This window comes from Maribacter sp. MAR_2009_72, from assembly GCF_007827235.1.
GTDB lineage: Bacteria > Bacteroidota > Bacteroidia > Flavobacteriales > Flavobacteriaceae > Maribacter > Maribacter sedimenticola.
Window position 1 is genome coordinate 727,511 of sequence record NZ_VISB01000001.1, and the last position, 22,320, is coordinate 749,830.

The window sequence follows — 22,320 nt, forward strand, 5'->3', positions numbered from 1 at the left end:
GACCTAGGCGTTGAATATAGGCCTGGTATTCATCATTGCATTAACCTTGGTCTTAACGGTTTTCAAGCTTTTTTCATCTTCTGGGTTGTTGATGACCTGATCAATTAAATCAACGACAACCTCCATATCCGCCTCTACTAGACCACGTGTGGTAATTGCTGCAGTACCAAATCTAATACCAGAAGTTACAAAAGGTGATTTATCGTCAAAAGGCACCATATTTTTGTTTGCGGTAATATCTGCTTCTACCAATGCTTTTTCGGCATCTTTACCGGATATATCTTTATTTCGCAGATCGATCAACATCATGTGGTTATCCGTACCGCCAGAAATAATATGATAATCACGCTTAACAAATGCCTTGGCCATTGCATCGGCATTTTTCTTTACCTGCTCAATATATGCCGCATACTCACTTGTTAATGCTTCACCGAAAGCAATAGCTTTACCAGCTATCACATGTTCTAACGGACCTCCTTGATTACCAGGAAAAACGGCCAAATCCAATAAAGCTGACATTTTTCTTAGCTTGCCGTTCTTTAAGGTTATCCCAAACGGATTTTCAAAATCTTTTCCCATCAATATTAAACCTCCCCTTGGCCCTCGCAAAGTTTTGTGTGTTGTTGTAGTCACAATATGGCAATGCGGTATAGGGTTGCTCAATAAACCTTTAGCAATTAATCCTGCAGGGTGAGATATATCTGCCAATAAAATAGCGTTCACACTATCCGCAATCTTTCTAAAACGGGCAAAATCCATATCTCTACTGTAGGCAGAAGCACCTGCAATTATCAACTTAGGTTGCTCTTTGGTAGCAATCTCTTGAATTTTATCATAATCCAATCTACCAGTCTCCTTATCCACCCCATAAAATACGGGCTTATACAATCTTCCTGAAAAGTTAACTGGAGATCCGTGGGTCAAATGTCCACCGTGCGATAGGTCAAAACCTAAAATTTTATCTCCTGGCTTTAAACATGCATGATAAACGGCAGCATTTGCTTGCGAACCCGAATGTGGCTGTACATTGGCATATGCGGCACCAAATAGCTCTTTTGCACGATCAATGGCCAACTGTTCTACCTTATCCACAACTTCACAACCTCCATAGTAACGCTTTCCAGGGTAGCCTTCTGCATACTTATTTGTAAGAACGGAACCTTGGGCCTCCATTACTTGGGGACTGGTAAAATTTTCTGAAGCTATCAATTCAATTCCATTGATCTGACGTTGCTTTTCTTCTTCTATTAGATTAAAAATCGTAGTGTCGCGTTGCATGCTGTTCTTTCTTTTGAATAAGTTGCAAAAATACAAATAGACTATCTAATGAAATATAAAAAAGTTCAAAAGGGATTATTTTTTATTAAATAAAAGTTAATAACTATCTATGGTTTATCTGTTTTATTCCAACCATGTATGGATTTCATCGAAAATATACTATTAATCACCCCCATTCGTTATCTATTCAGCTATTTGTGGCACGGCTGTTGAAATAGCTCTATTGAATTCTAAAATTATCAGTCATGAAAAAATTTCTACTATTCAGTTTTATAGGAATACTCCTTTCATGTAGCGGAGTTAAAAAAACACAAGAAGCCCTAAATACAGGCAATTACCTTGGCGCAATCAATAAGGCACTTGTAAACATTGCAGAAAACAAGACCAAAAAAAGCAATCAGACCTATATTGTTCTTTTGGAAGAAGGTTTTAAAAAACATGCTGAGCGGGAATTACAGCACATAAAATTTTTAAAAAAAGATGGCAATCCTGCTAATTTTGAAGAGATATACAATACCTATAACAACCTAAAGGCTATCCAAGAGCGGATCAAACCGTTATTGCCGTTATATATTCAGGATGAAAACAGGAAGGCTCAATTTAGTTTTAAAAATTACGATGATAATATCATAGCTTCTAAATTGAATCTATCTGACTATTTATATGATAGGGCAAACAACCTAATAAACAACGCCACTTATAAATCTGATTATAGGACTGCTTACAATGAGTTGAATTATTTACAGCAACTTAATCCTAATTTTAAAGATGTAACTTTAAAAATAGATGAAGCCTACCAAAAAGGATTGGATTATGTTTTGGTAGAGATGAACAATAATACGGATATGGTTATTCCACGACGTTTAGAGGATGAACTTTTGAATTTAAATACTTACGGCCTTAACAACCAGTGGACGGAATACCATACCAATGAAATTAAAGATAGAGTGTACGACTATTTAATGGAGCTATCTTTTGAAAATATAAATATTTCACCGGAACAGATAAGCGAAAAGCAAATAAGCAAGGAGAAGCAGATTAAGGATGGGTATACGTTTGTGGAGGATCGCAATGGCAATGTGGTATCGGACAGTTTAGGGAATAGCATTAAAATCGATAAGTTCAAGACGGTTCGTTGTGATTTTTATCAATTTACACAATTTAAGAGTGCGGAAGTTACCGGTGTTGTAAATTTTATAGATTTAAAAAAACAACAAAAAATAAATCAATACCCTTTGAGCAGCCAATTTGTTTTTGAACATATATATGCCAACTATAGCGGTGACAAAAGAGCCTTGGACAATAATTTAACGGCATTGTTACAGCGTGCAAGAGTACCTTTTCCAAGCAATGAGCAAATGGTATATGATGCGGGGGAAGACTTAAAGAACAACCTCAAAAATATTCTGAACAGACAAAGTTTTAACTAAAAAAAGCCCCAAATTTCTGGGGCTTTTTTTTATACATATTCTTCTAATTCTACGTCTGAAATTGCACCATGGGAATTATGGTAGACCACTACCCCATTTTTAATGATGAGCATCTGGGGCGATTGATGCATAACGTTAAACGTAGCGGCAATTGCATTGGACACCTCTCTATAGGCAAGTAAGTCTAAAAAATGAAAATCCATTTGCCCTTCATCCAGCTTATAATTGCCCTTGAACATATTCAGGACCATTCTACTGATACCACATGTGGTAGAATGTTTAAAAATTACTTGTGGCCTTGCGGCGGATGCTTGCTTTATTTCTTCTAATTGGGCAACCATGGTCAAATCTTGCCAAGGAATTGATTTACTATTTTGCTCCCCTTCGTTTTTTGCCCCTCCAAAAATTCCACTAAATATTCCCATAAATTATCTTCGGTCTAATGTTCTTGATACACATCGAACCTGACTATTTGTCTGTTATTTTCTGTTAAATCAAGCCATTTTGTCTTACCTTATTACTTGGTAAGATTATTGAACATCACACCTCAAAAGTATTACAATTAACTAAAAATACAGATAATGAACATAAATAATTTTACTATAAAATCCCAAGAGGCTATACAGCATGCCCAACAGATTGCACACAATTTGGGGCATCAACAAATAGAGAATGAACATTTATTCAAGGCCTTAACAGAGGTTGAGGAAAATGTTATGCCCTTTTTACTTAAAAAATTAGGGGTAAATTTTACATTGGTACAACAGATATTGGATAAAGAGCTACAGAGTTTTCCTAAAGTAACGGGTGGTGACATTCAGTTTTCAAGAGAAGCAGGCAAGTCGCTCAATGAAGCCAGTGCCATTGCTAAGGAAATGGGAGATGAATTCGTTTCCATTGAACATTTGTTTATATCCATTTTACGCTCTAAAAGCAAAATTTCCCAAATATTAAAAGACCAAGGTGTTGCGGAAAAACAATTGAATACCGCAATTGCAGAATTAAGAAATGGTGATAAAGTCACCTCGCAAAGTGCTGAGGATAATTACAACTCATTACAGAAATATGCAAAAAACCTAAATCAACTTGCAGATAGCGGTAAATTGGACCCAGTTATTGGTAGGGATGAGGAGATTCGTAGAATTTTACAAATCTTATCTAGGCGTACCAAGAACAACCCAATTTTAGTGGGTGAACCCGGTGTGGGTAAAACAGCCATTGTAGAAGGTTTGGCCCATAGAATTATTCAAGGGGATATACCGGAAAACCTCAAGGAAAAAGTTATCTATTCCCTGGATATGGGAGCCTTGATTGCAGGAGCTAAATATAAAGGTGAATTTGAAGAGCGCCTTAAAGCGGTCATTAAGGAAGTAGTTAGTGCAGATGGCAACATTATCCTATTCATAGATGAAATACATACTTTGGTAGGTGCCGGTGGCGGCCAAGGTGCCATGGATGCGGCCAATATTCTAAAGCCGGCCTTGGCACGTGGTGAATTAAGGGCAATTGGCGCTACTACATTAGATGAATATCAAAAGTACTTTGAACAGGACAAGGCTCTTGAACGAAGGTTTCAAAAAGTTGTCGTAGACCAACCTGATACTGAAAGCGCAATTTCCATCTTACGGGGAATCAAGGAAAAATATGAGGCCCACCATAAGGTCCGTATAAAGGACGAGGCCGTCATTGCTGCCGTTGAACTTTCCCAACGTTATATTTCCAATAGGTTCTTACCGGATAAGGCTATTGACTTAATGGATGAAGCAGCATCCAAGTTACGAATGGAAATTAATTCCAAACCAGAGGAACTGGATGTGCTTGACCGTAAAATCATGCAATTAGAAATTGAAATTGAAGCCATAAAGCGTGAAAACGATAAACAAAAGCTAAAGGTCTTAAATTTAGACTTAGCCAATGTTAAGGAAGAACGTAATGAAATATTTGCTCAATGGGAAAGTGAAAAAACCGTTGTGGACAATATTCAACAAACAAAGTTGGACATTGAAAACTACAAGGCAGAAGCCGAGCGTGCAGAACGTAACGGTGATTATGGCACCGTTGCCGAAATTAGATATGGCAAGATCAAAGAGGCACAGGAAAAACTTACCAAGTTGCAAGATGATCTCAATGCGCAACAAAACTCGGGAACACTTATTAAAGAAGAGGTTACCAGTGAGGATATTGCAGAGGTAATTGCCAAATGGACTGGAATTCCGGTTACCAAGATGCTACAGAGTGAACGTGAAAAATTGCTGAAATTGGAAAAGGTATTGCACAAACGTGTGGTTGGCCAAGAGGAGGCTATTGAGGCCGTTTCGGATGCCATACGAAGAAGTAGGGCCGGCTTGCAAGATGCCAAGAAACCAATTGGATCGTTCTTATTCTTAGGTACTACAGGTGTCGGTAAGACCGAATTGGCCAAAACATTGGCAGCATATCTGTTTGATGATGAAAACGCGATGACCCGTATAGATATGAGCGAATATCAAGAACGCCATTCGGTTAGTAGATTAGTAGGCGCCCCTCCAGGATATGTGGGGTATGATGAAGGAGGTCAATTGACAGAGGCGGTCAGAAGAAGACCATATTCAGTAGTTCTTTTGGATGAAATTGAAAAAGCCCATCCAGATACGTTCAATATTCTTTTACAAGTATTGGATGAAGGTAGGTTAACCGATAATAAAGGTAGGGTTGCAGATTTTAAAAACACTATTATAATCATGACGAGTAACATGGGTAGTGCAATCATACAGGAGAAATTTGAGAATACAGATGATATCTATAGCGCAACTGAAGCGGCCAGGATTGAAGTTCTTGGGCTACTGAAAAAAACGATTAGACCTGAATTTATCAATAGGATAGACGATATTGTAATGTTTACGCCTTTGACCAAAGATAACATTGAGGAAATTGTAAAGTTGCAGTTAGAAAACTTGAAGAAGATGTTGGATAAGCAACAAATTACTTTGGATGCTACCCAGGAAGCAATAGAATATTTGGCAAACAAGGGATATGACCCACAATTTGGAGCACGGCCCGTCAAAAGAACGATACAGCGGGAAGTATTGAACAATCTTTCCAAATCATTGTTAAGCGGCGAAATCAAATCTGATAGTGTTGTATTATTAGATGCTTTTGACAACAGCCTTGTATTTAGAAATCAAGAGGATATTACCGTATAATTTTATAAATTGATAATTAAGCGTCCATATAATTTTTATGGACGCTTTTTTTTATCAACAATATATACCATACAGTATAGATTTTTTATATTCGCATAAAACCGTCGAATATGTCTACCAAAGCCGAAAGAACGACCGCCTATATTATTGAGACAGTCGCACCAGTGTTCAACAAGCACGGTTATATTGGCACCAGTATGAGCGATTTGACCGAAGCCACCAATTTAACCAAAGGAGCGTTATATGGCAATTTCGAAAATAAGGAGGCGTTGGCCCTATCTGCCTTTGAATATAATCGCACTTTGTTATTAAACGCGATAGATGAACAACTGGCCATTGAGGGCACCGCAATGGAGAAAATCGGCAACTTAATCGCATTTTATAAAAAGTATGATGTATTTACCCTTACCATGGGTGGCTGCCCCATTCTTAATGTGGGTATAGATGCACAACATAATAACCGGTTACTGGCTTCCGCTACAAAGGAAACCATTAAGGACATTGAGGGTAAAATTGCATTGGTCCTTGAAAACGGGGTCAATAAGGGCGAATTTAAACTTCCTGTTACGCCCTTACAGTTTGCAAAGCAATTATTTACCATTATACAAGGCTCTATTGCAATGGCAACCTTGACCAAGGATAGAAAATATTTATTGAATACGGTTACCTACTTGGAAGTGCTCATTAGGAGAGAACTTAAATAAAACTAAGTACCCTTTTATAAAAAAGGGTATCCTTTCACAATAGATAAAAGCAATACTGGGTATACGTATTATACCCCTTACTATTTACCCGTAACCCTAAATATCCATAACTTTTCAGTATAACGTCCATTTAACTTTGAATCTCTAGCCTGTCTGGCTTCTTTTATTGTGTTATACTTTCCTAAATATACATAATTGTACTTATTCAATGAACGATAAAAAGATTTAGGATTTAAGCCTTTTTTACCCATATCCGCCATAAAGGCATCTAAATACTTCTTGGTTCCAAATACATTAGCTATTAAATAATAACCTGGGGTCAAGGAGCCTTCTTTTTCCACTTCTTCATACTTCTCTCCTGCCCTTGGCTGTACCACTTCATTACGTGCGGCCAATTGCTCCGCTTCGGCAATAGCGGCATTTGCCTTTGCTATTGAATCTTGCTTTTGCTGCTGCAACGCCGCTAAGGCCTCTTCCTTTTGCCTCATATCCAATGCTATGGAATCCTGCTTCCTTTTTTGATCCAACGCTCTTGCATCGGCTAGTGCTTGTGCCGCCTTGGCTTCTGCAATGGAATCACGCATTTTTCGTAAATCTCTTTTGGAAATCTTTTCCTCAGCTTCAGCCAATCGTGTAGATTCCGATATGGAATCCTGTATTCTTTGGGCCTGCAACTTTTCCAAACGGTCTTGCTTTTTGGCCTCTCTTTTAACAGCAAGCTTTTCTGCCCTAGTCAATTCATCCTTAACCAGTTCTTCTTTTTCCTTTTGGGCCGCTATCAACTCTTCTTCAAGTTGATCCTCCGTAGATTGTAATTTGCCCAATTTATAAGACGTTACCAATTCAAAGGATGGGTCCTGACCTTTCAGGTCGTTACTGGTACCTACTTCTACAAGAGCACCTATGGACAATCGTTTAAAAAACCTGCCACCTACTCCACCGGAAATACCATAAAAACTATTATAACCTCCTTGCACCCAATATTTGTTAGTGGTCAACAACGCTTGTAGCCCCAATTGATTATCCACGCCCGGTACGGTTTTATAATATAAGGAGGGTCTTAGAACTGAATTATCATCCCCATTTAAAATTGAAATGGGAATATCGTAACTGGCCAACGCAAAAAACATTCGGTCACCAGGGTCGGAGTTACGTTCATTTGTGCTAAGGTTATAGTCAAACAGATTTTCGGACACTAAACCTATGTTGAATTTATCGACCCTTAAATTTATACCTGGTGCCATTTGAATAATAAAATCATTGCTAATGGTGGTCTGAATTGGATTGGGCACAAAAAAGCGTTGATCGGCCAATTTTTGCTGAAATGCAAAAAGGTTAAGTCCAACACCCAGAAATACATCCTCATTCAATTGAATGTTGTACGCATAGTTCAATGCTGCGCCCGTATTTAAATAAATACCGGTATTATGTTGAAAAAAACCCACACCTGCTGCGGAAACTTCATTGATATTGGCCGTATAGTTTATAAATAATGATGTAGGATCGGCATCATAGGTTTGCCATTGCCATCTGGCCCACATGGCAATGGAAGACGGATTGTTGCGCCCTAAGCTATATGCCGGATTTAATAAGCTACCATTATATTCAGTAAGGTTTTGTTGTCTAAAATCAGTAGGCAGTACGACATCCTGCGCCCTTAAGCCTAAAACTACAAAACCAATAAGAAGTGCCCCACAGAATTTTTTCATATGCAAAAAAACAAAAAATAGACTATTTATAGTACTATTTTAAACTAATTTTAGTTATTAAATTAATCCAATAAATTTAATTTTATGAAAGTTGTAAAATTTGCGCTTCTTATATTGCTAACCTTTACGCTATCCTGCAAGGAAGAACCAGCAAAAGAACTACCAAACGAAGAAATTACGGTTTCAACTTTTTACTTGATTAGGCATGCGGAAAAAATAAGAAGTAACCCAGATGATGCGGATCCAGAATTAAACCAAAAGGGTTTGGGAAGGGCAATGCATTGGGCAGAAATTTTTAATGACGTTGAGTTGGACGCCATTTACTCTACCAATTATAACAGAACATCCATGACCGCTGCTCCCACATCGGTCAAAAAAAATATTGACGTTCAATATTACGACCCTAGAATCCTTGATATTGAACAATTTAAGGCAGATAACCTCAATAAAAATGTTCTTATCGTAGGCCATAGCAATACCACCCCGGAGTTTGTCAATTTATTGATTGAGGAAGATAAATTTACAGATATCGATGATAGTGAAAACGGTACTTTGTTTATCGTTCAAATTGTCAATGATATACCCACCGTAACCAAACTTTTGTTCAACTGTAATTGCCCTGACTAAGTAAAGGCCTATACGTTAAAACGCCACTTAATCAAATAATGACAATTTTCCCCCACTTTCATACAATTGTGCTTATTTTTGCTTTTAATGCAAAAGAATATCAACATTAAGAACAAAAGAGCTCGTTTTGAATATGAGCTTTTGGATAAATATACAACGGGAATAGTTTTGGCCGGTACCGAAATAAAATCTATTCGTGAAGGTCGTGCCTCCATTTCCGAGAGTTTCTGTGAATTTAACGACAAGGGAGAATTATTTGTCATTAATATGCAAATAGATGAATATTCCCATGCGTCTCATTTTAATCATAAACCCAAAGCAGAACGTAAATTACTCTTACAAAAAAGAGAGCTTAAAAAATTGAGCAAAGAGGTAAAAACATCAGGACTTACAATTGTTCCCTTAAACCTTTTCATTAACGAAAGAGGATTGGCCAAGCTACAAATAGCATTGGCAAAAGGTAAAAAATTATACGACAAAAGAGAAGTACTTAAAGACCGCGACAACAAACGTAACCTTGATCGTGTAAAAAAGAATTTTAATAATTAATTCTTATTTTCAAGTAAGGGCACAAACTTAAAAGAACCATATTCTGTTTTGGAAAATTCTTTTTCGGTCGTTCTTACGAACAAGGTCATAATTTGTTCCTCAAATCCAATTGGTATGACCAATCTACCCCCCACCTTTAGCTGAGACAACAGAGCCTTTGGCACCTCTGGAGCACCTGCTGTTACTATTATACGATCAAACGGTGCATTTTCCGGAAGCCCCTTGTATCCATCCCCAAATATGATTTTTTTAGGGCGATATCCCATTTTTTTAAAGAATAAGTTGGTTTTCTTGAAAAGTTCCAATTGACGTTCTATGGTATAAACCTTTACCTTAAGGTTCAATAATATTGCGGTTTGATATCCGCTACCCGTACCTATTTCCAAAACTTTGTGCCCTTCTGCTAATTGCAATAATTCAGTTTGAAATGCAACAGTGTAAGGATGTGAAATAGTTTGGTTCGCAGCAATAGGAAATGCTTTGTTCTGGTAGGCATGCCCTTCAAAACTGCTATCCATAAATAAATGTCTAGGAATTTCCCTTACGGCGTCAAGAACTTTATTGTCCGTAATTCCCTTATCAATCAATAGTTGCGCCAAATGATTGCGCATTCCCCTGTGTTTTAAGGTATCTCTCAATGGTAGTTGGTTTGGAAACCAAAGTTAGCAAAGTTCTTTCAACCAACGAAGACCCTGTTCAAAACTTAAGTTCAAATTCATAAAAATTGAATTTCCTCATGGGATAAAACTACACAACTATGCGTATTTTTGAGAAAAAAGAAACAAATGTTAAAAGTTGGTGTTTTAGGAGCCGGGCATCTTGGAAAGATACACCTTAGATTGCTTAAAGAATCTCCAAAATATGATTTAATTGGGTTTTATGATGCGGATATAATTAATGGCAATAAAGTAAGTGCAGAATTTGGTTATACTTATTTTGATAACATTAATGAGCTTATTGCTGCAGTAGATGTAGTAGATATTGTTACTCCCACCCTTTCTCATTTTGAATGTGCCAAAAAATCAATAGAACAGGGTAAACATATTTTTATTGAAAAACCAATTACCCATACCCTACAAGAGGCACAATCTTTATTGGATTTGGAAAAGAAATTCTGCGTGAAAGGCCAGGTAGGACATGTAGAGCGCTTTAACCCTGCCTTTACATCTATAAAAGATACGATCAAAGAACCTATGTTCATTGAGAGTCATCGCTTGGCGGAATTTAATCCAAGAGGTACGGACGTACCCGTGGTGCTAGATTTAATGATTCATGATATTGATGCCATTCTCAGTGTGGTAAATTCTAAAGTTAAACAGATAAACGCTAGTGGTGTATCGGTGATAAGTCAATCTCCAGATATTGCAAATGCGCGCATTGAATTTGAAAATGGTTGTGTAGCCAATTTAACTGCCAGTAGAATATCCCTGAAAAATATGAGAAAATCAAGGTTCTTCCAAAAAGATGCGTATATCTCGGTAGATTTCTTGGAGAAAAAGGTTGAGGTAGTTAAAATGAAGGACGCTCCCAAGGAAGCTGGTGATTTTGATATGATTCTACAAAATGCGGAAGGCATCAAAAAGCAAATATATTTTGAAAACCCCTCTATTGCTACCAATAATGCCATACTAGATGAATTGGAATCTTTTGCAGATGCCATAAACAATGATACTACACCGGTAGTAAGTTTACGACAAGGTACACAGGCCTTGGAAGTGGCCTTACAAATTATTTCATCATTTAATACTACATCTATATGAAAACAATTGCCGTAATTGGTGCCGGTACCATGGGTAATGGTATTGCCCATGTTTTTGCACAATGCAACTATAATGTACATTTAATAGATGTAACACAAACGGCCTTGGATAATGGTATAGCCACCATAATCAAAAATTTGGACCGTATGCTGGCAAAGGAAAAAATAAGTAAGACCGACAAGGAAAATACGCTATCCAATATCAAAAGTTTTACAACTTTGGAAGAAGGGGTTGTTGGTACCGACCTTGTCATAGAGGCCGCAACTGAAAATGTAGAGGTTAAATTGGGTATATTTAAAAAACTAGATACCCTTTGCGATCCGGAAACTATTTTGGCATCCAATACCTCCTCAATTTCCATAACCCAAATTGCCGCAGCCACCACTAGACCACAAAAGGTAATTGGCATGCACTTTATGAATCCGGTACCTATTATGTCGCTAGTAGAGATCATAAACGGTTATAGCACATCAAAGGACACTACCGATCTCATTATGGACCTTTCCAAGAAATTAGGCAAAACACCCACAAAGGTAAATGACTACCCTGGTTTTGTAGCCAATAGGATTTTAATGCCCATGATCAATGAAGCCATAGAGACTTTACACCATGATGTTGCCGGTGTTCAAGAAATTGATACGGTTATGAAATTAGGAATGGCACATCCTATGGGACCTTTGCAATTAGCGGATTTTATTGGTTTAGATGTGTGCCTATCCATATTAAATGTTATGTATGATGGTTTTAAAAATCCAAAATATGCACCTTCTCCCCTATTGATAAACATGGTCATGGCCGGGAAACTAGGAATTAAATCCGGAGAAGGTTTTTATGATTATTCCAAAAGTAAAAAGGCGGAAATTGTCGCTAACCAATTTATAATTTAAAACTTATGTCCATAAAGGAAAATTTAGCCGCTATTGTTCAATCTCTTCCGGACACGGTTACATTGATTGCCGTGTCCAAAACAAAACCAATAGCAGATTTAGACCAAGCTTATGCGGAAGGCCAACGTATCTTTGGAGAAAATAAGGTTCAAGAAATGACCGAAAAGTGGCAAGCAATGCCAAAGGATATAGAATGGCATATGATCGGACACTTACAAAGAAACAAGGTCAAATATTTGGCGGAGTATGTAGCTTTGATTCATGGCGTGGATAGCCCAAGATTACTTAAGGAAATAAATAAACAGGCAAAAAAACACAATAGAACCATTTCCTGTCTATTGCAGGTACATATTGCAGAAGAAGATACCAAATTTGGATTCGACGAAAAGGAATTACTAGAACTTGTTGATAATGAAGATTTTAAATCATTTGAAAACGTTAAAATCGAAGGATTAATGGGGATGGCCACTTTTACCGATGATAAGGAGCAAGTACGTCGTGAGTTCAAAAATCTTTTTACCTTATATGAACAACTACAATCTAAATATGCAGATTTTAATATTCTTTCTATGGGCATGAGCGGTGATTATAAAGTTGCCATAGAAGAAGGCAGCAATATGGTACGTATAGGAAGTAGTATCTTTGGGTCACGAAATTAATTGTAAACCAACCATACTTAAAAACCATTTTTACTGAATGTACGCAATTTTAGATATTGAAACCACTGGTGGTAAATTTAATGAAGAAGGCATTACGGAAATTGCTATCCATAAATTTGACGGTCAACAAGTGGTGGATAAATTTATAAGTCTTATAAATCCTGAAAAGGAAATACAGCCTTTCGTAGTCAAATTAACAGGAATCAACAATAAAATGTTAAGGACTGCCCCCAAATTTTATGAAGTAGCCAAAAGAATTATTGAAATTACAGAGGATACCGTTTTAGTAGCGCATAATGCTCAATTTGATTACAGAATCCTACGGACGGAATTTAGAAGGTTGGGTTACAACTTTGAGCGCAAAACCTTATGTACCGTAGACCTCTCAAAATTATTATTACCAGAAGCAGAATCATATAGCTTGGGAAAATTGGTAAGATCTTTGGGTATTCCGGTAAGTGATCGCCATAGGGCTAATGGTGATGCCCTGGCCACCATAAAACTATTTAAATTATTGCTTGCCAAAGATTCCGAAAAAGTAATTATCAAAGAAACCATACGCAAAGAAAGCCAAGGTGAGCTTTCTGAAAAACAATTAGATATCGTTAGAGATCTACCCAATAAAACAGGAGTATTCTACATGCATAATAAAGATGGGGACATCATATATCTGAATAAGACTACCGATATTAAAAAGAAGGTAAACCAACTCTTTACCAAAAACGGGGACAAATCACGAAAATTGGCCAAAGACACCAAAAAAGTCACTTATGAGGAAACAGGAAATGAATTGGTGGCCATACTGAAGGAATACGAAGAACTTTTGAAACTTAGACCTAAGTACAATGCCATACCAAGAAAAAGAATGTACTCCCATGCCTTATGTAAAGAGAAGAATGAAAATGGGTATATAACATTACGCATAAAACCATACAAGGAGTGCAAGGAACCTCTAGGATTGTTCAATGGCATTTTTAGCGGAAAAAATCATTTGTTTAAAATAACCAAAGAGTTTCAACTATGCGAAAAACTTAACGGTATAAGTGAAGCACGTTCAAATTGTTCCAATTATGACGATGGATTATGCCTAGGAGCATGTATAGGCAAAGAACCTGAAGAAACTTATAACAAAAGGGTTACGGCTTCTATAGAGAAGTATAATTTGGCCCAGAAAAACATGGTATTGTTGGACAAAGGAAGGGAAATTGGCGAACAAAGTGCTATCTTAATAAAAAATGGTTCACTGGTTGGTTTAGGATTTTATGACCTTAACCATCAAATAAATAATATTCATATCTTGGAAAACCTTATTACACCAATGAACGGAACCAGGGATGCCAATTTTCTTATTGAATCATACTTAAGAAAAAAGAAAGTACTTAAAACAGTAGAGATATATTCATAAATTGAAAGAGGAAGAAAAATTATCGCCTTGGCAGAACAAGCTTCATGAAATTATTTACGAAGCGGATACCCCTATGGGTAAATTGTTCGATATAATTCTTTTTATACTCATAATTTTCAGCATTATACTTATTATGCTGGAAAGTGTAAAAAGTATTGATATTAAGTACCATAGGGTACTACTTGTTTTGGAATGGGTTATCACCATATTTTTTACAATAGAATATATTGTCCGTATCATTTGCATTAAAAAGCCGTCTAAATATATATTCAGCTTTTATGGTATCATTGATTTTTTATCTACCATACCATTATATATCTCCTATATTTTTGCAGGGTCTCAAGTCCTATTGGCCGTTAGAGCCTTTAGACTTTTAAGGGTATTCCGGATTTTAAAATTGGTTCAGTTTTTAGGAGAGGCGTCACAACTTAAGAGTGCATTAAAAGCCAGCAGGGCCAAGATTACAGTATTTCTTTTTGCCGTACTTATTGTATCAGTAATGATGGGTACCCTAATGTATATTGTGGAAGGAGATGAAGCAGGATTTACTAGCATACCTACCAGCATCTATTGGACCATTGTTACCCTTACCACTGTTGGATATGGAGATATTGCACCTATTACCCCATCTGGTCAATTTATTGCTACCATAATCATGCTATTAGGTTATGGAATCATAGCCGTACCTACGGGTATCGTTACAGCAGAATTTGGTAGACAGACCAGGGACAAGACAGGAAATTTAAGTGCCGGTAAGTATATTCATGTAAACACCCAAGCCTGTCCGTCATGTACCAAAGAAGGTCATCGTGATGATGCTACGCATTGCTATAATTGTGGATCGGTATTAAATGAATAAAAAAGCACTGATTTCAGTAACCGGCCCTACTGCCATAGGTAAGACCAAACTTGCCATAGCATTGGCAAATCATTTCAATACAGAGATCGTTTCAGCTGATTCTAGACAGTTTTTTAAAGAAATGAGTATTGGTACCGCGGTACCCACAACAAGTGAACTTGCACAGGCCAAACACCATTTCATTCAACATAAAAGCATTGTGGAACCTTATACTGTTGGTGATTTCGAAAGAGAGGCGCTCAATAAAATTGCCGCTCTTTTCAAAAAGCATGAGGTAGTGGTTATGGTAGGAGGCAGCGGACTATATGTAAATGCAGTTACAGAGGGTTTAAATAACTTTCCATCCGTCTCTCCAGAAATACGGTCAAATCTTAATCAAACCTTGGAAAATAAAGGATTACCCTATTTGCAGGAAACCTTAAGGGAATTGGACCCGGAATATTTCGGAAAGGTTGATGTACATAATCCACAACGCGTAATAAGGGCTTTAGAGGTATGTATTGGAAGTGGCCGACCCTATTCAACTTTTATCAATAAACCTAAAGAAAAAAGAGACTTCAGCGTAATTACCGTAGGTCTTAAAGCCGATAGGCCTGTAATATATGACCGAATAAACAAAAGAGTTGACCTTATGATGGAAGAAGGTTTGTTAGCAGAGGCCAAAAGCCTACATTTCTATAAATCGTATAACGCATTACAAACTGTAGGATATAAAGAATTGTTCAGATATTTTGAAGGTGAATGGACTTTGGATTTTGCCATTGCCGAAATCAAAAAGAATACTAGGAGGTTTGCAAAACGCCAACTTACTTGGTTCTTAAAAAATATAGACACATTTTGGTTCAACTATGATGATAATCTTAGCACAATAATTCTTAAAATTGATGAAGAACTAGTAAACCTAATTCATGAATAATCCACAGATTTTATTTGTAATGGGTGTTTCGGGCAGTGGAAAAACTACCATAGGCACGCTATTGGCACAAAAATTAAACATTCCTTTTTTTGACGGAGACGATTTTCATCCGGCTTCGAACATTAAAAAAATGAGCGTTGGTATTCCATTAAACGATGACGACCGCCAAGGTTGGTTGGAACGATTAAATAAACTTGCCTTAGAACACACAACAACGGGCGCTGTAATTGTTTGCTCCGCTTTAAAGGAAAAATACAGGGTTATTTTAGGAAATCAATTAGAAGGTTTACACAAAATAGTTTACCTGGAAGGAAGTTATGAACTTATCAATGATCGGTTGATTCAGCGCAAAAATCATTTTATGCCCAAAGGATTATTAAGGTCACAGTTTGATACTTTAGAAATCCCCCATGATGCCATAACCGTATCCATTGACCAATCTCCTGAAGCCATAGTAGCGGATATTATAAAAATGTTGTAACTAAAAAAGCATCCTAAACCGGATGCTTTTAAATTTTCATAGGATTATAGGTAAATTATTCACCCTCGTTCTTGACAACTAAACGGAAACCTTCACCGTGAATATTTAAAATTTCTACGGTATCATCCACTTTTAGGTACTTACGTAGTTTTGCAATGTATACATCCATACTACGTGAAGTAAAGTAATTATCGTCCCTCCAAATTTTGGTCAATGCCAATTCCCTTGGCATTAAGTCATTTTCATGTAAGGCCAACAAACGTAAAAGCTCATTTTCTTTAGGAGATAATTTAATAGCTTCATTATCCTTATATTTCAAGAATCTTAGTTTAGAATTTAGATGAAAACCACCAATTGTAAATTCAAACTTTTTACTATCCGCCAAACCATTGGAAGCTTTACGTTGTAAAATGGCCTTTAGCTTCATCAACAATACTTCAGAATCAAAAGGTTTGTTCAGGTAATCATCCGCCCCTGCCTTATATCCCTTCAAAACATCTTCCTTCATTGTTTTCGCCGTAAGAAATACTATTGGAACGTTCTCATTCTTCTCCCTAATTTCCTTCGCCAATGTAAATCCATCCTTATAGGGCATCATTACATCCAAAATGCAGATATCAAAATTATCCTTCTTGAACTTTTCAAATCCCTCCATTCCATTTTTAGCCAACGTAACATCAAAGTCGTTCATTGACAAATAATCTTTCAATACAATTCCAAAATTTGGATCGTCCTCAACTAAAAGTATTTTCTTATTTATTGTTTCCATAATATTTATATTAACGGCAGTTTGATGTAAAATGTACTTCCTTTTCCTTTTTCGCTCTCGGCATAAACTTCGCCTTGATGATCTTCAACAATTTTTTTAACGTACGCAAGCCCCAGTCCGTGTCCTTTTACGTTATGGATATCACCTGTGTGCTCCCTGTAAAATTTTTCAAAAACTTTTTTAACAACGGCTTTGCTCATACCGGCACCTTGATCCTGTACCTTAATGATTATATAATTTTTTGCCCGTTCCGTAAAGACATCTATTTTAGGTGCCTCATTTGAATATTTAATGGCATTGTCCAGCATATTAACGATTACATTGGTAAAGTGCATCTCGTTTGCCAAAACCTCTGAGCGTTCCGCATCTAAATGGGTGTGTATATAACCTCCCCTATCCGCAACGATCAAATCTACATGGGTTATTGCATCCTCTATGATTTCATGCACGTCTACCCTATCCTTACTGATATCCAATTGATTTTTCTCCAATTTGGATATTCTTAAAACGTTCTCAACTTGTGCATGCATACGCTTGTTCTCATCACGAATCATTTGCAGATAACGTAATACCTTTTCTTGATCCGCAATAATTTTTGGATTTCGAATTGCCTCTACGGCTAGGTTAATGGTTGCAATTGGTGTTTTGAACTCATGCGTCATGTTATTGATGAAATCCGTTTTTATTTCGGAAATCTGTTTCTGTCTTATCAACTGATAAATTGCGCCTGCATAGGCCACTACAATTATTATCGTAAACAATAATGACAATAGTGCAAGTCCCAAAATAGACTGTACTAAAAATCGTTTCTTTTTAGGAAAGGAAATTAACAGGTCAAAATTGGAAATTCCCTCAAAATCAACAAACATTGGCGCTTTATAAACATTGGTCTCCGCATATTTAAATTTGGAAGATTTCACCTTGGTGGGCAAACCATTGCTATATACGCCGTACTCAAACGCAATATCTATTCCCCTATTCTCAAGTTCTCGCTGTAATAAAAGTTCAATTTCCTGTTTGGAAACTCTTTTATGAATAGGAACCCGTTTTGCATGTACCATGAACATCTCCTCCATAGCGGCCTTTTCCATCTTATTAAGGCCACCAATCTTCTCTATACGTTGAATGGGGTTTAAGCGAAAACGATTGCCTTCCAGGTCAAAATCCTCTTTCCAAATCGTAGTTTTTCGCCTACTGGTCAAATTTTTTATAATGGTGGTGTCAACACCATCACCGTTATCAAAGAACGTAGATGAAATGCCATAGTCCTCTTCCAAAATACCGTGTTCATACAGCATTATTTCATTGGAGTTGACATCTCTATCAATAAAGAAAAAATTAAACAGCTGCGTACCCTTAAGTTCACCGATACTATCCTTAGCATTCAAATATCTATCAAAATAGTCTTTAGTCTCTCTTTCCGATATTTTATTGGTGATGCTGTTCAATGCTTCTGAAACACTACTTGAAAATTGCTCTTCACTGTTATCAATGGATTTTTTGATCCAGAAACTTTGAACGAAAATCAGACCAATAAGCGAAAGGCTCATTAAAACTATTAAGAGCACAAATAACTTTTTGTTCATTGGAGCATAAAATTAAAGATTTAACAGATAGAGGATTGTACGTTTAACCTAACCTTAACAAAAATGTTAAAATTGGGGGACTAGCAGTATTTAGCAAGGATACGCTTATGTAGGTCCAAAACATTTTGACGGGTTTGGTCAAGGTCTATGTTTTCAATTATATAATCTGCCAATTTGACCTTCACCTTATCTTCTAGCTGATTGTTCATTCTAGAAAGAATCTCTTTCCTAGTAATTTGATCTCTTTGTAAAACCCGCTCTATTCTTAGTTCTTTTGGAGCGGTAACCAAAATTACCTCATCATATAACTTCTGGGAATTGTTCTCAAATAAAAGTGCGGTCTCCTGTATAACATAAGCAAAAGTCTGATCCTTGGACCATTTCAAAAAATCCTTTCTTACTTTTGGGTGTACTATTGCGTTTAACTGTTCTAGCAAGTTTTTATCCTTAAATACTTTCTCCGCAATAAAAGCTCTATTTAATTCCTTGTCTTTAAAAACCTTTTCGCCAAAAAGTGCTATTAACTCTTTTTGTATTTTTTTTGAGGAATTCATTAACTCCTTGGCCCGTACATCTGAATTGTAAACGGGCACACCTAAATCCTGGAACATTCTTCCCACAGTAGTTTTGCCACTACCAATTCCACCGGTAAGTCCTATTACAATCATTCCCGCCTTAATATAAATTCCACTTCATTGGCATTCATCTGGGCGTTATGTAAGGTTTTTGGATAACGCTCCAGTGTAATGGCAAGCCTATTTTCTGTTTCATCAGCAACCTTTAAATAATCTGCCACTACCATAAAATCATTGGTCTCAAGTTCTTTAAGATCCTGGATGGTACCTTGGCAACGCACTTGGACAATTTCCGGAAATGTACGCACCTTAACTCCTTCCGGCACATTGATTACCGTAACCGGTATTTCCATTACCTGTTCAGAAAATTTTACGACCTTGCCCTTTATCTGCACATTGGTAGCTGAAAAATTTATTCCTTCCAAATCTTGAGGTAGCTTAAGGGCCACTTGTTCCGAAAATGTGCTAATGATATTATTTAATTGTAAAAGTTCCGTTTTTAAGGTATTAATGGTATCTATCTTACTTTTTGGCCCTGTTAATTCAATAGAATCCGGAAGAATACCAATTTTACCCTCTAAAATATGATTGGTAGCATACGTAATATCCAACATGGCGATAACGGGAACTTTCTTTGTTTCCAAAGAAGTAAAATCAAAATAAATTAAATCACTATCAAAATCGGTTAATGTGCTGTAATTATTCAGTTGGTCCTCTAGTTGTATTCGAATTTGATCGGAGGTTAAATAATACAAGGAATCCTTCTCTACCATTTTACTGACATCCAACGTAATATGCTTTGGTTTAAGATGATAACCCAGAAATTGAAATCCCGCCGCCGTTAGCCTTACTTGAATTTCCTCTTTAGGCGAATTGGCCAACAAATACTTAGAAGGTACATTTATATAATTGACATAAAAAGTTGTATTACTAGTATATGTTTGGGACAATTTATTAATAAACCATGCTAATGAGGCACAAATCAAAAACAAAAGAAAAACCTTTACTTTTCTTTTTTTTAATCCCGTACGTATCCATTCCAATAGCGGTTTCATTGCGTTTATTTAAAGAACAGTTTTGGAAATATTTCATTGGCTTTTTTACTGCTGACCGCCAAACAAATTGTTGATTTTAGAAATCCATAACCATATCCTATGAACTGCACTCCTGTTGCAAAAATGGCTAAAATAGAAACTAAAATGTTTTTGGTTTTCAATAATGCATCCAACCATAAAATACTAAAATATAGAACATAGCAAAACAATGGTAGATAAACTCCTAATCCTACCAAAATTACTGCGAAAATAAGGCCTAACGAGAATAACGTTGGAAACCAATAGGTAAGCTTTCTAGTAGCTGGGTGCCATTTGTTCAAAATTGGACGTACCATTCCAAATTTATTGACCTGTGTATAAAACTTTTTCCAATCTATACGTCTTTTGTGATATACAAAGGCTTCAGAAATTAATTTTGTCCTATACCCTTTGTTCCAGATACGTATGGTTAAATCTGGATCTTCGCCAGGATGTAATTTACCGTACCCCCCAACTTTATCAAACACCTCTTTGGAAAGTCCCATATTAAAACTTCTAGGTTGAAATTTATCAACCGCCCTTTTACCACCGCGTATACCACCAGTGGTCAAAAAGGATGTCATAGCATAATTTATTGCTTTTTGAACAATCGTAAAAGATTCATGCGCGGCATCTGGACCTCCGTAGCAATGCACAAAATCCTTTTGTAAACTTTGCTCCACCTCCGTTAGGTAATTAGATGGAAGAATACAATCCGAATCAAGAACAATAAAGTAATTACCCTTGGCCCTCTGCATACCATAATTTCTAGAATCCCCTGGGCCTGAATTGTCCTTTTTATAATATGAAATAGTAAGGGCATTTACAAATGCCCTTACTTCTTGTTCTGATGAAATGGTAGAGCCATCCTCAACAATAACCACCTCAAAACCCTTTTGATAGGTCTGTAAGGACAAGCTATCCAATAACTCCCTAATTTCATTGGGTCTATTGTACACGGGAACGATAAAAGAAAACGATAATTCCATTATTACTTTCCTCTAATGAATAGGCTCCAAAAAAATTGGAATATTAAAAACCTGATTAAAATTTCTCTATTACTTCTTGACTTACCCCGGTGTTGGAGAAGCCTCCGTCATGGAATAAATTTTGCATGGTCACTTTTCTGGTCAAGTCAGAAAACAATGTAACGGTGTAATCCGCACAGTCCTGAGCAGTAGCATTACCAAGTGGCGACATTTTTTCAGCGTAGCTTATGAAACCATCAAAACCTTTAACACCTTGTCCAGCAGTGGTGGCGGTTGGTGATTGTGATATAGTATTGACCCTAACCTTTTTTTCCTTACCAAAGAAATAACCAAAACTACGGGCTACTGATTCTAAATAGGCCTTATTGTCCGCCATGTCGTTGTAATCTGGAAAAGTACGTTGTGCCGCCATATAGGTCAATGCAACAATACTACCCCACTCATTCATGGCATCTGCCTTATACAACGATTGCATAACCTTATGGAACGATAAAGCGGAAACATCCCAACCTTTGGCCGTAAAATCATATTTTTCATCGGTATAGGCGCGGCCCTTACGCACGTTTACGGACATTCCAATGGAATGAAGCACGAAATCTATCTTGCCTCCTAAAATTTCAACTGCTTTTTCAACTAAATTATCCAAATCCTCTACACTGGTTGCATCTGCAGGAATTATTTGAGAGCCGGTCTTTTTTGCCAATTCGTCTATTTGACCCATTCTCATTGCTATTGGGGCATTTGTCAATACAAAAGTACCGCCTTCATCATGTACGGTCTGTGCCGTTTTCCAAGCAATGGAATTTTCGTCCAATGCACCAAAAATAATTCCCCTTTTTCCTTTTAATAAATTATATCCCATGTTCGTTGATTGTATTGTTT

General features: G+C 36.8%; 22 protein-coding genes. 12 read left to right on the forward strand and 10 right to left on the reverse strand.

Translation table 11 applies throughout. The annotated features are described in order from the left end of the window. Positions 1-3 precede the first annotated feature (3 nt). Positions 4-1,278, reverse strand: coding sequence for a serine hydroxymethyltransferase (glyA, locus tag JM81_RS03085; protein ID WP_144800650.1), 1,275 nt, complete (start codon positions 1,276-1,278; stop codon positions 4-6). A gap of 245 nt (positions 1,279-1,523) precedes the next feature. Here glyA and JM81_RS03090 point away from each other — a divergent pair, with 245 nt between their 5' ends. After that, the gene (locus tag JM81_RS03090; protein ID WP_144800651.1) at positions 1,524-2,708 is read left to right on the forward strand and encodes a hypothetical protein; all 1,185 of its coding nucleotides are present in this window, start codon (positions 1,524-1,526) and stop codon (positions 2,706-2,708) included. Between the two features lie 29 nt (positions 2,709-2,737). On the opposite strand, the gene ytxJ is transcribed toward JM81_RS03090, so the two are convergent. Next, a complete protein-coding gene (gene ytxJ / locus JM81_RS03095) occupies positions 2,738-3,133 on the reverse strand; it encodes a bacillithiol system redox-active protein YtxJ (protein ID WP_144800652.1) in 396 nt (131 codons plus the stop codon). 156 nt (positions 3,134-3,289) lie between these two features. On the opposite strand from ytxJ, the gene clpB reads away from it, so the two are divergent. Continuing rightward, positions 3,290-5,890, forward strand: coding sequence for an ATP-dependent chaperone ClpB (gene clpB / locus JM81_RS03100; protein WP_089260221.1), 2,601 nt, complete (start codon positions 3,290-3,292; stop codon positions 5,888-5,890). 110 nt (positions 5,891-6,000) lie between these two features. Further along, complete coding sequence (locus JM81_RS03105) at positions 6,001-6,594, forward strand: TetR/AcrR family transcriptional regulator (protein WP_089260220.1); 594 nt, start codon at positions 6,001-6,003, stop codon at positions 6,592-6,594. An 80-nt stretch (positions 6,595-6,674) separates the two neighbouring features. Here JM81_RS03105 and JM81_RS03110 read toward each other — a convergent pair whose 3' ends face one another. Continuing rightward, positions 6,675-8,303: a type IX secretion system membrane protein PorP/SprF gene (locus JM81_RS03110; protein ID WP_144800653.1), complete on the reverse strand. Its 1,629-nt coding sequence runs from the start codon at positions 8,301-8,303 to the stop codon at positions 6,675-6,677. An 84-nt stretch (positions 8,304-8,387) separates the two neighbouring features. Between JM81_RS03110 and JM81_RS03115 the strand changes: the two genes are divergently transcribed. Together JM81_RS03115 and smpB are read left to right on the forward strand one after the other, a co-directional pair. Then, positions 8,388-8,930, forward strand: a complete 543-nt coding sequence (locus JM81_RS03115) for a SixA phosphatase family protein (RefSeq protein WP_144800654.1) — start codon at positions 8,388-8,390, stop codon at positions 8,928-8,930. Positions 8,931-9,017: 87 nt separating this feature from the next. Continuing rightward, a complete protein-coding gene (gene smpB, locus JM81_RS03120) occupies positions 9,018-9,479 on the forward strand; it encodes an SsrA-binding protein SmpB (RefSeq protein ID WP_089260217.1) in 462 nt (153 codons plus the stop codon). Here the strand turns inward: smpB and JM81_RS03125 are convergent. Beyond that, entirely contained in the window at positions 9,476-10,117 is a 642-nt protein-coding gene (locus JM81_RS03125; RefSeq protein ID WP_089260216.1) for a protein-L-isoaspartate(D-aspartate) O-methyltransferase, read from the reverse strand. The two genes, smpB and JM81_RS03125, sit on opposite strands and share 4 nt — an antisense overlap. Before the next feature lie 147 nt (positions 10,118-10,264). Between JM81_RS03125 and JM81_RS03130 the strand changes: the two genes are divergently transcribed. From JM81_RS03130 to JM81_RS03160, 7 genes are read left to right on the forward strand one after another with little or no spacing between them, the layout of a single operon-like run. Beyond that, complete coding sequence (locus JM81_RS03130; RefSeq protein WP_144805565.1) at positions 10,265-11,239, forward strand: Gfo/Idh/MocA family protein; 975 nt, start codon at positions 10,265-10,267, stop codon at positions 11,237-11,239. Beyond that, positions 11,236-12,126, forward strand: coding sequence for a 3-hydroxyacyl-CoA dehydrogenase family protein (locus JM81_RS03135; RefSeq protein ID WP_144800655.1), 891 nt, complete (start codon positions 11,236-11,238; stop codon positions 12,124-12,126). The genes JM81_RS03130 and JM81_RS03135 overlap by 4 nt, the downstream gene beginning before the upstream one ends. Positions 12,127-12,131: 5 nt before the next feature. Next, positions 12,132-12,785, forward strand: coding sequence for a YggS family pyridoxal phosphate-dependent enzyme (locus JM81_RS03140; RefSeq protein ID WP_144800656.1), 654 nt, complete (start codon positions 12,132-12,134; stop codon positions 12,783-12,785). Between the two features lie 37 nt (positions 12,786-12,822). Beyond that, positions 12,823-14,190 carry an exonuclease domain-containing protein gene (locus tag JM81_RS03145; protein WP_144800657.1) on the forward strand — a complete coding sequence of 456 codons (1,368 nt, stop codon included), beginning with the start codon at positions 12,823-12,825 and terminating at the stop codon, positions 14,188-14,190. A gap of 1 nt (position 14,191) precedes the next feature. Further along, positions 14,192-15,049 (forward strand): ion transporter, encoded by an 858-nt coding sequence (locus tag JM81_RS03150; RefSeq protein WP_089260211.1) that lies wholly within the window; start codon positions 14,192-14,194, stop codon positions 15,047-15,049. Next, positions 15,042-15,965, forward strand: a complete 924-nt coding sequence (gene miaA, locus JM81_RS03155; protein ID WP_144800658.1) for a tRNA (adenosine(37)-N6)-dimethylallyltransferase MiaA — start codon at positions 15,042-15,044, stop codon at positions 15,963-15,965. Before JM81_RS03150 ends, miaA begins: the two co-directional genes overlap by 8 nt. Then, entirely contained in the window at positions 15,958-16,446 is a 489-nt protein-coding gene (locus JM81_RS03160) for a gluconokinase (RefSeq protein WP_144800659.1), read from the forward strand. The genes miaA and JM81_RS03160 overlap by 8 nt, the downstream gene beginning before the upstream one ends. Positions 16,447-16,501: 55 nt before the next feature. Here JM81_RS03160 and JM81_RS03165 read toward each other — a convergent pair whose 3' ends face one another. From JM81_RS03165 to JM81_RS03190, 6 genes are all read right to left on the reverse strand, one after another. Beyond that, the gene (locus JM81_RS03165; RefSeq protein ID WP_089260209.1) at positions 16,502-17,215 is read right to left on the reverse strand and encodes a response regulator transcription factor; all 714 of its coding nucleotides are present in this window, start codon (positions 17,213-17,215) and stop codon (positions 16,502-16,504) included. Positions 17,216-17,220: 5 nt separating this feature from the next. Then, positions 17,221-18,801, reverse strand: coding sequence for a sensor histidine kinase (locus JM81_RS03170; protein WP_144800660.1), 1,581 nt, complete (start codon positions 18,799-18,801; stop codon positions 17,221-17,223). An 80-nt stretch (positions 18,802-18,881) separates the two neighbouring features. Further along, a complete protein-coding gene (gene coaE, locus JM81_RS03175; protein WP_144800661.1) occupies positions 18,882-19,469 on the reverse strand; it encodes a dephospho-CoA kinase in 588 nt (195 codons plus the stop codon). Beyond that, entirely contained in the window at positions 19,466-20,431 is a 966-nt protein-coding gene (locus JM81_RS03180) for a CdaR family protein (protein WP_144800662.1), read from the reverse strand. The genes coaE and JM81_RS03180 overlap by 4 nt, the downstream gene beginning before the upstream one ends. Before the next feature lie 5 nt (positions 20,432-20,436). Further along, on the reverse strand, positions 20,437-21,438 hold the full coding sequence (locus JM81_RS03185; RefSeq protein WP_144800663.1) for a glycosyltransferase: 1,002 nt from the start codon (positions 21,436-21,438) through the stop codon (positions 20,437-20,439). A 55-nt stretch (positions 21,439-21,493) separates the two neighbouring features. Further along, entirely contained in the window at positions 21,494-22,300 is an 807-nt protein-coding gene (locus tag JM81_RS03190; protein ID WP_089260204.1) for an enoyl-ACP reductase, read from the reverse strand. Positions 22,301-22,320: the final 20 nt, after the last annotated feature.